Genomic DNA, 14,098 nt, shown 5'->3' on the forward strand with positions numbered 1-14,098 from the left:
CGTACAGTAGTCACAGGCGCCACGGGCTGCCGCTCGATGCGAGCGGCGCCGCGGCAAATCATCGAACTACTGGAGCAATACAGACAATGACATCTCAACCCGTTTTCATTCAGGTCGGCGCGCTGGCCGAAGGTTTCGCGCCCGACAGTCACATCCTGCCGCCCGTCGATGACTTGACTGGCCGCACATTGCAGCTTGAATTGGCCGATGGCTCCGCTGAGACGTTGACGTTCGTCTCCGCGGATGTGCTGCATACGGCTGATGGTCAATGCGAATGCCGGGTCACCTCGGTGCGCGACGGCATTTACTTCGTCGATTACATCGGCGGTGGCGATGGCTCGCGGCCGGCAGCGACGAGCTACGTGCTCGATGTGAAAAAGGGCTTGTGCACCGCAGTGGCCGGCACCTTGCCGAATGAAAGCGAAGCCCGTACCGATGCGTTCACGCGTGTCGAGCGAGGCATGGAGTTGACCGGTGTACAGGTGCAGTTCCGCCACGGCAGGATCGCGCAGCAGGGCGCTAACACGGACGCGGCATTGCATCATCCGACTCGCGAGCTGATCGGCATGCGCAACCTGTACACGTATAGCGCCACGGAACAGTACGAACACGTCTATCTGAACGACAATTTCTATGCGTGGCAATGCCTCGCGGGCGTGGAAGCAGGGCTCGCGGATGTGGACCGTTGCCACTACATCGCCATCGCCAAAGATCTGTACCTGTTCGTCTGGCGCGAAAAAATCATTCCGACGCTCGGTGTGGTGATGATCGACCTCGAACGCAAGAAAACGGATGGCAAGATTTTCGGCTATCGGGGCAACCAATTCGACGCGCTGTCGAATTTCCCGGTCGGCGCACTCGCACAAGTGCTCAACGTGACGCTGCATCCGCAATGAGCGACGCCGCGCAGCATATGACGAGCGTGCGTGATTTCGCCGGCAAGGTGGTGCTGGTGACCGGCGGCGCGCAAGGCATCGGGCGCGGCATTGCCGAGGCGTTTGCCGCGCGCGGCGCCTCCGTGGCGATCGCGGATCTACACCGCGACGCGGCCTCGGAAACGGCGCAGCGTCTCGCGCAGCACGGCGCCGCCGCCCGCGCCTACGAGGCGGATATGGCCGAGTACGCGCAGATCGAGCGCCTCGTTGGTGAGGTGGAATCAGACTTCGGCAAGCTCGACGTGGTCGTGCATAACGCAGCGTATTTCCCACTCACGGCCTTCGATGCGATCACGCCCGCGATTTTGCAGCGCACCCTCGCCGTGAATCTTGCCGCGCTCTTCTGGCTCGCGCAGGCGGCGACGCCCGCGTTCATCCGGCAAGGCGGCGGCCGGATGCTGGCGACCTCGTCGGTGACCGGGCCGCGTGTGGCGTATCCGGGGCTCGCGCACTATGCGGCGTCGAAGGCGGGCGTGAACGGCTTCATTCGCGCTGCGGCGCTGGAGCTGGCGAAGCACCGGATCACGGTCAACGGCGTCGAGCCCGGCATGATCCGCACGCCTGCGATGGGCAATCTCGGCGACGACGCGCACAACCGTCGTATCGAGCAGGCAATTCCGCTCGGGCGCCTGGGCGAACCGTCGGATATCGCGGCGGCCATGCTGTTTCTAGCGTCCGACGCGGCCTCGTACATCACTGGTCAAACCATCGTGGTCGATGGCGGCGCGACCTTGCCAGAGTCGACCGCCGCGATGAGCTGAGGCCTTGCGGCCTCGCTTACATATGGTCGAAGGCGAGCGTCGGCACGTCGACGATCGAGGCGCCGCCGTCGGCCACGAGGGTGGCGCCCGTCACGATCGACGCAGCGGGCGACGCCAGAAACTCGCATAGGCCGGCGATTTCTTCTGCGTGCGCGGGACGGCGCAACGGCACGTCGGCGCAGACGCGTTGATAAGCCGCATCGAGCGTTTCGTCGTAACGCTGCATCAACGGCTGCATTTCCGCATCGGCCATCGGCGTGCGGACCCAGCCGGGGCATACCGCGTTGACGCGCACGCCATGCGGGCCGTAGTCGCGTGCGAGCGAGCGTGTGAGGCCGATCAGCGCGTGCTTCGACGTGGTGTAGCCGCAAACGGCGGGCCCCGCTGCGAGCGAAGCGATCGAGGCGACCAGCACGATCGCGCCACGTCGTTCGATCAGATCGGGCAGGCAGGCGCGGGCGGCGACGAAGGCCGTGTCGAGATTCGCGCGCATCGCGGCGGACCAGGCGGCGTCGTCGGTCTCGATGGCGGTGCCCATGCCGAAACCGCCGGCGCAGGCGATCAGCGCATCGACAGTGCCGCCGTCGGCCTTGATCGCGGCGATGAAACGCTGCCAGTCGGCGGTGCTGGCAGCGTCGCCATCGAGCGCCAGGCCGCCGGTTTCGCGCGCCACCCGTTCGAGTGGTTCGCGGCGTCGGCCGATCAATGCCACGCGCGCGCCGCGCGAAGCAAACAGGCGGGCGCAGGCTTCACCGATGCCGGTGCCTGCGCCTGTGATGACAACCGTGCGTTGTTGGGACATGGCGTTCCTTATGAACGTAATTGAACGTGACTGGATGTGATTTAGCGTGATGAAAGGAGTGAAGCGTGAGTCCAGAGTCTAGACACGCGGGGCGTGCCGCGAAATCAGGCAAAAGGATGACAACGATACCGTCGTTCGACTGCGCGGATCGGGTCGATTTGCCAATTTGTGCTCACGCTGCGGAATCGCACGTTCGTACGATGGTCTTGAGCTGGTGAACCGGGAGAGCGCCATGTTGAACACGATTCGCGACGAAGCTGCGTCCCAAAGCGCTTTCATGCCCGCACTGGGCGCCGCAGTGGATGCGCTCGCGCAACTGGTGCGACCCTCGGCGACGGTCTTCTACTGGGTCGGCGCGGACAACGAACCGTCCGGCTTCGAGCTGTTCGGCATGACCGAGACGATGCATCGCACGTATTTGCAGCGTTACTGCACACTCGATCCGATGCATCCGTCGCGCTTTTCGACGCAGACGGGCAGCGTGCTCACGCTCGCGGGCGAACTGCCGGAGACGGTGCGCGGCGGCTCGGTGTACTGGCGGCGATTCCTGAATCCGCATCAGGTGGTCGATGTGATGGAGGTTCTGCTCCGGGATGGTACGCGAGGCACCCGTCCGGTGGCCGCGTTTTCACTGCTGCGCATGGCGCCCGCGGAAGCCTTTTCCGACGACGATCAAAAGCATGCGAGGGCGGTGCAACCCCTGCTGGAAGCCGCACTGGTGCCGGCGCTGCGCGATCAGCGGCCAATGCGCACGCATCTGCGCCACGACGGAGACGTCGATACCGATATCCGTCCGAACCTGACACATCGCGAACAACAGATCGCGCGCCTCGTGCGCAATGGCTTGTCGAACAAGGAGATCGGACGTGACCTCGCGCTCGCGCAGCCCACGGTCAAAACCCACCTGTTGCGCATGTTCCGCAAGCTCGGCGTGTCGAGCCGCACGGAAATGATCGGCGCGCTGTTTCTATAAAGGATCGACGCCATGATCGACACCTGGCCGATGAATGACACGCGCGTCGAAGCGGTCGAGGCCGATGAGCCGATGCTCCTCTACGCTGTCGCGGCCGTGGCGGTAGAACGCGCCGACAGCATGCATGGCGCTCGCTGGTTCCAACGCCGTCAGGCCGCGCTGGCCGCCGTGATCTCTCGCGAAGAAGACGTGTCGGACATTCTGCTGCGTTTGCCTGATAGCTGGAACATCGTCGATGGCGCACGGTGCGTCGGCCTGCATGACGACGTCGACATTGTGAGCGGCGATCCGCGCTTTAATCGCGGCTTCGTGGAAGCGAACTGCGCAATTGTCGGGCATAGCGACGGCGCACGTTTTGCGCTGCTTATGCAGATCAATGCGGCCGAAGCAGTGTTGCTGCCCGAACGGTTGTTCGTGCAGCGCGACGCATTCGAGCGTTGCCTTTACGCATAACTGCAAGCAACCGGCCGCGAGCGCGTAATCCCGGCTACGTAACCGCAAACGAGCGCTAGATGTTTTCCCTTAAGCGCGGCGTGCCTGCCGATTTGCGCTAACGGTGGACGAACCGGCGTGACACCATTCTTCAACACGATGGCCTCCGCGGCCATGAATCGGATAGCAGCGAGACATCAACGAGAGGCCCAGGATATGAGTAACGATGCAACGGTTGTCGTCAGTGATGCGGTTCGCGCGTTCGTACAACGCGATTTCGGCCTGTTTATCGGCGGCGCGCAGCAACGCGCGCATTCGGAGCGTCGTCTGGATGTGTTCAATCCGGCGAGCGGCGAACGCCTCGCGACCGTAGTGGACGCGGATGCAACCGACGTCGATCTCGCGGTGAGTAACGCGCGCGCTGCGTTCGATGCGCGGGTATGGAGCGGCCTGCGTCCCGCCGATCGCGAGCGCATTCTGCTGCGCTTCGCCGACCTGCTCGAAGCCAATGCCGAAGACCTCGCACAACTCGAAACCTTGAATCAGGGCAAGTCGATCAACATCGCCCGCGCGGTGGAAGTAGGTGCGACGATCGAATATGCGCGCTATATGGCGGGCTGGGCGACCAAGATTACCGGCGAAACGCTGGACGTGTCGATTCCGTTTCCGCCCGGTACGCGCTATACGGCGTTCACGCGCAAGGAGCCGATCGGCGTCGTTGCCGGCATCGTGCCGTGGAATTTCCCGCTGATGATCGCCGTGTGGAAGCTGGTGCCGGCGCTTGCCGCGGGATGTACTGTCGTGATCAAGCCGTCGCCGGAAACGCCTTTGACTGCATTGCGTCTCGCCGAGTTGGCGCTTGAAGCCGGTGTTCCTGCGGGCGTATTCAACGTTGTCACCGGAGGTCGTGAATGCGGCGCCGCGCTGGCGGCGCATCCAGGCATCAGCAAGATTTCGTTCACGGGCTCGACGCCGACGGGCAAGCTGGTCGGCACGGCCGCCGTGCAGAACATGACGCGCTTTTCACTGGAACTCGGCGGCAAGAATCCGGCGGTGATGCTTGCCGATATCGACGTCGAGCAGGCGATTCAAGGCGCGTTGGCCGGCGGCTTCTTCAACCAGGGGCAGGTGTGCGCGGCGGCCTCGCGCATTTACGTGCATCGCAGCAAGTACCGGCAAGTGGCGGAAGGTCTTGCCGATATTGCCAACGCCATGACGCTGGGACCGGGCCTCGACCCGGCTGCGCAGATCAATCCGTTGGTGTCCGCGCAGCACCGCGACCGCGTCATGCAGCACATCGCGCGCGCTCAGGCTGCCGGCCTGAAGTTTCTGGCGGGTGGCAAGCCGGTGGATCTGCCGGGCTACTACGTTCGCCCCACCGTCATCGCCGACGTGCCCCACGACGCGGCAATCGTGCGCGACGAAGTGTTCGGTCCGGTGCTCGCCATCGTCCCGTTCGACGATCCGCTCGAAGCGCTGCGTCTCGCCAACGACTCACCGTACGGCCTCGCCGCGAGCCTGTGGAGCAATGACCTCAAGACCGTGATGAACCTCGTGCCGCAAATCGAGGCGGGCACCGTGTGGGTCAATTGCCACGTACCGCTCGATCCGGGCATGCCGTTCGGCGGCTTCAAACAGTCGGGCATTGGCCGTGAATTCGGCAAGTACGCCATCGAAGGTTTTACGGAAACCAAGTCCGTGTGCATCGCGCATTGAGCCGAACGCAGCCACACGAACCTACCAGCAAACTGGACTTAATGGAGTAAGCACTATGGGAACGAACGATTCCGCTTTCTGGCATCCGATGCAGCACCCCGCTGAAATGCAGCATCGCGAGCCGATCCGTATCGTGCGAGGCGACGGCTGTTATGTGTTCGACGATCGCGGCAATAAGCTCGTCGACGGCGTGGCGGGTCTCTGGAACGTCAACGTCGGGCACAACCGTCGTGAAGTGAAGGACGCGATTGTGCGTCAGCTGGACGAACTCGAATACTTCCAGCTGTTCGACGGTATTTCGCATCCGCGCGCCGAGGAATTGTCGAGGGTACTGATCGATATGCTCGAACCGGAGGGCATGCGCCGCGTGATCTACAGTTCGGGCGGTTCGGATGCGGTCGAATCCGCGTTGAAGCTCGCGCGTCAGTACTGGAAGCTGAAAGGTGAGGCGGACCGCACCAAGTTTATTTCGCTGAAGCAGGGCTATCATGGCACGCACTTCGGTGGCGCGTCAGTGAACGGCAATACTGCGTTCCGCCGCAATTACGAGCCGAACTTGCCGGGTTGTTTTCATGTGGAAACGCCGTGGCTCTATCGCAATCCGTTCACTCAGGATCCCGCTGAGCTCGGCCGGATTTGCGCCGAAATGCTGGAACGCGAGATCATTTTCCAGAGCCCCGATACGATTGCCGCGTTCATCGCGGAACCGGTGCAAGGCGCGGGCGGTGTGATCGTGCCGCCGGAAAACTACTGGCCGCTGATTCGTGAAGTGTGCGACAAGTACGGCATTCTGCTGATCGCCGACGAAATCGTCACGGGTTTTGGCCGGACCGGCAACATGTTCGGCAGTCGCGGCTGGGGTGTCAAACCCGACATCATGTGCTTCGCAAAGGGCATTTCTTCAGGCTACATTCCGCTCGGTGCGACCGCATTCAACGAGCGTATTGAGCAGGCCTTCATGAACAACGCGAATTTCACCGGCGCGTTGATGCACGGGTATACCTATGCGGGGCATCCGGTTGCGTGCGCAGCGGCGCTGGCCAACCTGAAGATCGTCAAGGACGAGAATCTGCCGGCCAACGCCGCGCGGCAGGGCGCGTATCTGCTCGAAGCGCTGCGGCCGTTCACCGAACGCTATGCGGCGGTGGGCGACGTACGCGGTAAGGGCCTGATGGTCGCGCTCGATCTGGTGAAGTCGAAGCAGACTCGCGAACCGATCGATCCGACCTCGGGCTATGCCAACGCGGTGGCCGAAGTGGCGCGCGCGCACGGCGCCCTGGTACGGCCGGTCGGCACGAAAATCATCCTGTCGCCGCCGCTGGTGGTCGAATCGTCGCAGCTCGACGCGCTGGTCGGTGCGTTGGCCGCTGGCTTCGATGAAGTGAAATTTGCATAATTGACTTGGTCAAGTGTTGAGGCGCGCTGCAGAATGCACCAGTGCATTCCGGGTTGGAGCAGCGCGCGATGAAATTGAATCCGCGGACGCGTCGCCGTTTTTTAAAATCGAGCCACATCCGCCGGCCTGGAATAACATTGCTTCTTCATTTGCAGAGGGCGCCGCGCACCGCGGCCTTCGTCTGCATCCAGGTTGGCGTCCGCTACGACAGGCCGGGCCGTCATCGCATGAATGTAGCCTGTTCAGAGTAGGCGGGAGGGGACATGGACTTCCGGATCAGTACGCTTGCCGACGTGCACGATCATTCGCTGGCGGTGAGTGGCTGGGAGCAGGTTTATCGTCAGATGACGCCGGGCCGCTTTCAGAGCACGCTCGTGCAGGCGAGTTCGACCGACTTTCATTTCTTTCGCGAAACCACCAATCGCCGTGTGGCGCAGCATGGCGTGTCGCCGGCCAGTCTGGCTTCGATCGCGGTGCCGCTCTATGCGCCGCTCGTCGGCACGTTTCAGGGGCGGCGCGTGGATGGTTACGCGCTGCTGCTGCTCGGTGCGGGCGAGGAGTTTCGCTTCTACACGCCGGAGTCGATGCACTATGCCGGCATCAGCGTCTCCGCCGAGATGATGGACGAACTGCTGAACGTGACAGTGGGCGAGCACGCCGGCCGTCAGATAAAAGGCGGTGTGCTGGCGCTCTCCGCCGAGCACGGGGTGATGCTGCGTGAGCGGCTCGCGCCGTTTCTCGACTCCGCCGAACGCAATACCGCTGCGTTCGCGCACCCTGCCGCGACCAAAGTATTCCGCGACGAAATGATCAGCGTTCTGCTCGGTCTGATCGAAAGCGCGTCGCAGACGCCGCTGCGAGACCTTACGCACACCACGTATAGCGACATCGTGCGGCGCTGTGAACGTATTCTGCAAGACAACGCCGAACAACCGATCACCGTGCTCGATCTATGCCGCGCGCTGCGGTGCAGTCGCCGAACCTTGCAAACCAGCTTTCAACGCGTGGCCAACGTGACGCCCGTCGAATACCTGCGCTCGATCCGGCTCAATGCCGTGCACCGGCTGCTACGTATGACGAGCGCGGAGGAACTCCTGATTGGCGATGCCGCTTGCCGCTGGGGTTTCACGCACCTTGGCTATTTCGCCCGCGAATATCGCGATCTGTTCGGCGAATTGCCGTCGCAGACGCCGCGCCTGAGCTAACGCCCAGCGCGCGTTGTCAGGGCCACGCAGATGCGTGGCCCTCCTTGTCTGATTCTCACTCATGAACGAATCCCGTTTGCGGGCGTGCCTGCGCGCGTCCCGCCCGATCTTTCACGTCCAGATTCAATGCCCTGGTTGGCTGCGTAGGCGAAGCCTAGGCGTAAACCCAAGTTCGCGATGCGTTGCCGATTTGTGCTCCCGCTCGGCATTTTTGGCTTTCTACAGTGCATCAACACTTGCACTGCGCCCGACTTCGTCGTGATGCAGACGAATGAAAATCCAGGAGCCGAAAACATGAGCGTCGTCGCTGAACCGTCACCGTCCACCGAGTTACGCAAGGGGGCGTTAGGACTCGGCTTCATTATCTTCTTCGTGATCTCGGCGGCCGGGCCGCTGGTCGCGATCGCCGGCGGCTTTCCAATCGGCATCATGCTCGGTAACGGCGCAGGTACACCGGCCTTGCTGGTCGCCACGGTAGTGATTCTGCTGATGTTTTCCGCCGGATATACGGCAATGTCGCGGCACGTGACCAACGCCGGCGGTTTCTATGCGTTCACGGCTCGCGGTCTCGGCGGCACCGCGGGCGGCGCGGCGGCATTGATCGCACTGCTCGGCTACAACACGATGCAGATCGGTCTGTACGGCATGTTTGGCGCGGTGACCTCGGGCTTCCTGAACGCGCACTTCAACCTCAATGCGCCGTGGTGGATCTGCTCGCTTGTGGCGATGGCCAGCATCGGCGTATTCGGCTACCGGCAGATCGATCTGTCGGCGAAGGTGCTTTCGCTGCTGGTGTTCGGCGAATATATCGTCGTGTTGATCCTCGATCTGGCCATTCTGAAAAGCGGTGGCGACAGCGGTATCAACGCAGCTTCGTTCACGCCGCATACCTTCATGAGCGGCACGCCTGCAATCGGTTTCCTGTTCTGCTTCGCAAGCTTCATTGGTTTCGAAGCGACCACGATCTATAGCGAAGAGGCGAAAGACCCGCAACGCACGGTGCCGTTGGCGACCTATATTTCGGTGCTGCTGATCGGCGTGTTCTATGCGTTTTCCGCGTGGTGCATGGTAATCGGCGCGGGCAGCGACAAGATCGTCAAGACGCTCACCGCATTGAGCGATCCGACCACGTTCCTCTATACGCTCTCCGATCACTATGCCAACAAGACACTCACCGCCGCGATGAGCGTGCTGTTCATCACAAGCGTGTATGCGGGCTTGCTGGCTTTTCACAACTCAGCGTCGCGCTATTTCTTCGCGACGGGTCGTGAAGGTTTGCTCCCGCAGGCGCTCGGCCGCACGCATCGCGTTCATTGCAGTCCGCATATCGGCTCGCTGTTGCAAACGGCGGTGGCCGCAATCGTTGTGCTGGTGTTCATCGCGGCGCACGCCGATCCGGTTCTGACGCTGTTCTCGTGGCTCACGAACGTGGCGACGCTTTGCATCATCGCGCTGATGGCGCTTTCTTCGGTGGCGGTGTTCGTGTTCTTCAAGCGGATCGGCCGTGACGACGCGGGCGTGATGCGTGTGGGCGTGCTGCCGGTGCTGTCCGGTCTCGCTCTCACGGTTGTGCTGGTGCTTGCGATCGTGAATTTCCCGATGCTGACCGGTGCGGGTGTGGGTGTGTCGTATGCATTGACCGCGTTGCTGCCGATTTTCGCGGTGGCTGGCGTGTTCGCGGCGAAAAACCTCAAGCAACGCGACCGTGAAGCGTTCGAGCGGCTGGGGCGGTCAAGGTTGTAAAGCATTTCGTCAAAGCTTCATGGCAACAAGACATGAATCGAGGTTAGGAAGACATCGTGGAAATGGAGATCAAATGAGCTTTCGTACCATCCTGGCAGCAACCTTCGTAGGCGGTGCGTGTACCGTCATGATGCCGCTCGCGCAGGCGGCTGCCGCGGCTGCTGCAGCTTCCGCACCGGCTGCGCCGGTGGCCGCACCCGGCGCGCGTCCCAATGTACTGCTGATCGTCGCCGACGATGTCGGTCGCTCGGACATCGGCGCATTCGGCAGCGAAATTGCGACGCCGAATCTCGATGCACTGGTCGCACGCGGCCGTCTGCTCGACACCATGTATGTCGCGCCGACCTGTTCGCCGACCCGTTCGATGCTGCTTTCCGGCATGGACAATCATCTTGCCGGCCTCGGCAATATGGCGGAGATGATCACGCCGCATCTGACACCCGAAGAGGTCAACCATCCCGGCTACGAAGGCGGCTTGAACCAGCGGGTGGCGGCCTTGCCGGAAATCATGAAAGACGGCGGCTACTGGACCGTGATGGCCGGTAAATGGCATCTGGGCGGCAGCGACGGTATGCGCCCCGATCAGCGTGGCTTCGAACGGTCTTATGCGCTGATGAACGGTGGCGCGTCGCATTTCAGGCAGAAGGTCATGACGATTACGTCGGATGCGCCGGAGCCGACCTATCGCGAGAACGGCAAGAAGATCGATTTGCCGGCCGACTTCTATTCATCGCGGACATACACCGACAAGCTGATTGCCTATCTGCAGGATTCGCAGCGCGGCGGCAAACCGTTCTTCGCGTATGCGGCTTATACGGCGGCGCATTTGCCGCTGCAGGCACCTGACGATGAATTGCAAAAGGTGCGCGGCCAGTACGACGTCGGCTATGACGTGATCGCCCAGCGCCGTATCGACAAGATGAAGCGCCTCGGTCTCGTGCCGAACGACGCGAAGCCCGCGCCGTTGCCACAGGGCACGAAACCGTGGAACGCCTTGAGCGTCGACGAGAAGGCGCGTTCGGCCCGCACGATGGAGGCCTACGCGGCGCTGGTGGGCGATCTCGACCGTAACGTCGGCCGCCTGATCGATTACCTGAAGGCGAGCGGCCAGTACGACAACACGCTGATCGTGTTCCTGTCGGACAACGGCCCGGAAGGCAACAAATGGGAAGAGGATAGCGGCAACGCCAAGTGGATCGCGCAGACCTTCGACAACTCGCTCGATAACATCGGCCGTGCCAATTCGTTCGTGTTCGAGGGGCCGGCGTGGGGACAGGTGAGTGCTCAACCCTTCCGCCTCTTCAAGGCGTACACCAATGAAGGCGGGATCCGCTCGCCGGCATTCGTGTCGTTCCCCGGACATGTTCAGGCGGGCAAGAGCGAGCAGGTGCTCACCGTCAAGGATCTGACGCCAACCATTCTGGACTTCGCCAATATCAAACAACCCGGCATCGAATTCCACGGCCACACCGTGCTGCCTATGCAGGGCATGTCGATGAAACCGTACCTGACCGGCGAGCGCAAGCGCGTGCATGTGGACGACTACGTGTACGGCATGGAGCTGATGGGGCGTAATGCGCTGCGCAAGGGCCACTGGAAGCTTGTGTATTCCTACGACAACGGCAAGGGTCACTGGCAACTGTATGACCTCGCGCACGACATCGCCGAGCTGCACGATCTTTCCGCGAAGCGTCCCGATGTACTCGAAGAGATGCTGACCGAGTGGGCGCAATACGTGCAGCAGAACAACGTTGTCGAGACGTGGCGCGATACCTCGTATCCGCGTATGGACTACTGAGGAGTGCCGGCATGAGCATGCATATCCGAAATTTGATCGCGCGGTATGGGGCAACGGTTGCGTGCGTCGTGCTGGCTCAGGTGGCGCTGGCGGGGACGGTGGCGAACGGTGCCGCACCGCGAGCTGTGGCACTCGGTAACTTGCAGGCGTGCAAGGCGTTCAACGGTTTGCCGCCGGCATCGTCAGAGAGCGATCAGGTCCGCGTGCCTGCCGGCAGCTTTGTGATGGGCTCCGATGGCGGTTATCCGGAAGAAGCACCTGCGCGGAGCGTCAAAGTGGGCAGCTTCATGATCGATCGCTACGACGTGACGAACGCGGAGTACGCCCGCTTCGTTGCGGCGACGGGGTACAAGACTCTGGCTGAACGTGGACTCGATGCGAAGCGTTATCCGTCGTTGCCGGCAGAGATGACGCGGCCCGGCTCGACGGTGTTTCTGCCGCCGAAGGACCTGCTGGTCGGCGCGATGCAGTGGTGGCATTTCGTGCCGGGTGCCGACTGGCGACATCCCACCGGGCCTGACAGTTCGATCGATGGGCTCGGCAATCATCCGGTCGTGCATATCGCGTATGAGGATGCACTGGCCTACGCGAAGTGGCGCGGGCGCGATCTGCCGACCGAAGCAGAATACGAGTACGCGGCGCACGGCGGCACCTCGACCACCTACCCGTGGGGCGACACCTTCGCTATCCGTTCGAAGATGATGGCCAACACCTGGCAGGGCGCCTTTCCGTTTCAGAACACCGCGAAAGACGGCTTCGTGTCCACTTCTCCGGTCGGTTGCTTTCCGGCCAACGGCTATGGGCTATACGACATGGTCGGCAATGTCTGGCAGTGGGTGAAGGATCCGTGGCAGCAGAGCCATGCGCAGCAGGCGAGCGAGCCGCCGCCGAACCCGAACGTGGATCTCGAGGACGCGCTGGTGGCCAAGGCGCGCAGCACAGAACTCGGCACCATCAAAGGCGGCTCGTTTCTCTGTTCGCCGATCTATTGCAAGCGCTACCGGCCGAGCGCACGCCACGCGCAGGACGTGACGATGGGCACCAACCACATTGGTTTTCGCACGGTGCTGAGATTGCCCGGGTCGTAGGCACGCCGGTTTTGGCGCCACCAGTAAAAAACTAGTCACCTGGATTTGGAGAGTACTTTGAAATCACGAGAAAAAACCGTGAGGATGACGCTCGTCGCTGCGTCCTGCGCCTGGTTGTTCGGTGTGCCGTTCGCCGCTCATGCGCAAAGTCGCGTCACCCTGAGCGGCATTATCGATACGGGCATCCTCTACGCGAACAATAGCGGCGGCCATTCCGACTGGTCGACGACCAGTGGGCAGTTGACCGCGTCGCGCTGGATTGTGACTGGCAGCGAAGACCTGGGTGGCGGATCGCATGCGATCTTCCGTTTGATGAGCCCGTTCAACATGCAGAACGGGCACGGCACCGGTCGCGCGTTCAACGTAGCCTACGTGGGCCTCGCCGACGACCGCTTCGGCACGCTGACGATGGGCCGGCAATGGGACACGACGATCGACACCGTCTCGGGTTTCGCGACCAACGAAACATGGGCGGGTTACATCGGCGCCCACGTCGGCGATGCGGATAACACCAATGCGAGCTTCAAGGTCAGCAATACCATCAAATACGCGAGCCCGCAGTTCGCCGGATTGAGTTTCGGCGCAACCTACGGTTTCAGCAATCAGGCCGCGGCCACGGACGGTTCGTCGGGCTTTGCGAACAATCGCATGATGAGCGCGGGCGCCGCTTACGCACGCGGACCGTTCGCGGCGGGTATCGGCTTTCTGCAGGCTGATCGGCCTGACGCGCAGCCCGCCGGCGCATTGGGCGCGCCGGGTGCAGGCGTGTACGACGACTATGAGAATACGTTTTCGAGCAGCATTGCCAGCACGGCGGGGGTGAAGCGGCAGCGTATCTGGCTCGCGGGGGCTTCCTACCAGTTCTTCGGCGCACTGACATTGGGCGGGATGTACTCGAAAACGCAGTACCGCTATCTGGACGCGACCGCGTTGACGCTCGATAACTACGAGGCGAACCTGACGTGGCAGATTACGCCGTCGTGGGAAACGGGCGTGGCCTACATCCGCACCAATGGACGCTATTCAGGCAGTGGCACGGGTGATGCGGAACCGGGCTGGGATCAGATCAACCTCGGTACCGAGTACGCAATATCGAAGCGCACGACGCTCTATCTGATCGGTGTGGCGCAACAGGGGCGGCATGCGGTGGCGCAGATTTATGGTGTGTCGCCATCGAGTACGCGCCGGCAACTGGTGGTGACGTCAGGCATTCAGCATCAGTTCTGATTCGATGAGGCGCGGCACGACA

General features: G+C 62.2%; 12 protein-coding genes. 11 read left to right on the forward strand and 1 reads right to left on the reverse strand.

Features of this window, described 5'->3' with window-relative positions:
* Positions 1 to 86 precede the first annotated feature (86 nt).
* Positions 87 to 896 (forward strand): MoaF C-terminal domain-containing protein, encoded by an 810-nt coding sequence (locus tag ACUN0E_RS11200; protein WP_445566604.1) that lies wholly within the window; start codon positions 87 to 89, stop codon positions 894 to 896.
* On the forward strand, positions 893 to 1,696 hold the full coding sequence (locus ACUN0E_RS11205) for an SDR family oxidoreductase (protein ID WP_445566605.1): 804 nt from the start codon (positions 893 to 895) through the stop codon (positions 1,694 to 1,696). Before ACUN0E_RS11200 ends, ACUN0E_RS11205 begins: the two co-directional genes overlap by 4 nt.
* A 16-nt stretch (positions 1,697 to 1,712) precedes the next feature.
* Here ACUN0E_RS11205 and ACUN0E_RS11210 read toward each other — a convergent pair whose 3' ends face one another.
* Positions 1,713 to 2,498 carry an SDR family NAD(P)-dependent oxidoreductase gene (locus tag ACUN0E_RS11210; RefSeq protein ID WP_408235784.1) on the reverse strand — a complete coding sequence of 262 codons (786 nt, stop codon included), beginning with the start codon at positions 2,496 to 2,498 and terminating at the stop codon, positions 1,713 to 1,715.
* 232 nt (positions 2,499 to 2,730) lie between these two features.
* Here ACUN0E_RS11210 and ACUN0E_RS11215 point away from each other — a divergent pair, with 232 nt between their 5' ends.
* The 9 genes from ACUN0E_RS11215 (at position 2,731) to ACUN0E_RS11255 (ending at position 14,076) form a co-directional block, all read left to right on the forward strand.
* A complete protein-coding gene (locus tag ACUN0E_RS11215; protein WP_445566606.1) occupies positions 2,731 to 3,471 on the forward strand; it encodes a helix-turn-helix transcriptional regulator in 741 nt (246 codons plus the stop codon).
* A gap of 12 nt (positions 3,472 to 3,483) precedes the next feature.
* Positions 3,484 to 3,924, forward strand: coding sequence for a hypothetical protein (locus ACUN0E_RS11220; RefSeq protein ID WP_408508189.1), 441 nt, complete (start codon positions 3,484 to 3,486; stop codon positions 3,922 to 3,924).
* Positions 3,925 to 4,119: 195 nt separating this feature from the next.
* Positions 4,120 to 5,619, forward strand: coding sequence for an aldehyde dehydrogenase family protein (locus ACUN0E_RS11225; RefSeq protein ID WP_445566607.1), 1,500 nt, complete (start codon positions 4,120 to 4,122; stop codon positions 5,617 to 5,619).
* A 55-nt stretch (positions 5,620 to 5,674) separates the two neighbouring features.
* Positions 5,675 to 7,015: an aspartate aminotransferase family protein gene (locus tag ACUN0E_RS11230; RefSeq protein WP_445566608.1), complete on the forward strand. Its 1,341-nt coding sequence runs from the start codon at positions 5,675 to 5,677 to the stop codon at positions 7,013 to 7,015.
* Positions 7,016 to 7,278: 263 nt separating this feature from the next.
* Positions 7,279 to 8,220: a helix-turn-helix domain-containing protein gene (locus tag ACUN0E_RS11235; protein ID WP_445566609.1), complete on the forward strand. Its 942-nt coding sequence runs from the start codon at positions 7,279 to 7,281 to the stop codon at positions 8,218 to 8,220.
* Between the two features lie 294 nt (positions 8,221 to 8,514).
* Positions 8,515 to 9,963, forward strand: coding sequence for an APC family permease (locus ACUN0E_RS11240; RefSeq protein WP_445566610.1), 1,449 nt, complete (start codon positions 8,515 to 8,517; stop codon positions 9,961 to 9,963).
* A 73-nt stretch (positions 9,964 to 10,036) separates the two neighbouring features.
* Complete coding sequence (locus tag ACUN0E_RS11245; protein ID WP_445566611.1) at positions 10,037 to 11,761, forward strand: arylsulfatase; 1,725 nt, start codon at positions 10,037 to 10,039, stop codon at positions 11,759 to 11,761.
* An 11-nt stretch (positions 11,762 to 11,772) separates the two neighbouring features.
* Complete coding sequence (locus tag ACUN0E_RS11250) at positions 11,773 to 12,849, forward strand: formylglycine-generating enzyme family protein (protein WP_445566612.1); 1,077 nt, start codon at positions 11,773 to 11,775, stop codon at positions 12,847 to 12,849.
* A 57-nt stretch (positions 12,850 to 12,906) separates the two neighbouring features.
* A complete protein-coding gene (locus tag ACUN0E_RS11255) occupies positions 12,907 to 14,076 on the forward strand; it encodes a porin (RefSeq protein ID WP_445566613.1) in 1,170 nt (389 codons plus the stop codon).
* Positions 14,077 to 14,098: the final 22 nt, after the last annotated feature.

The sequence above is a fragment of the Paraburkholderia sp. D1E genome, assembly GCF_052682275.1.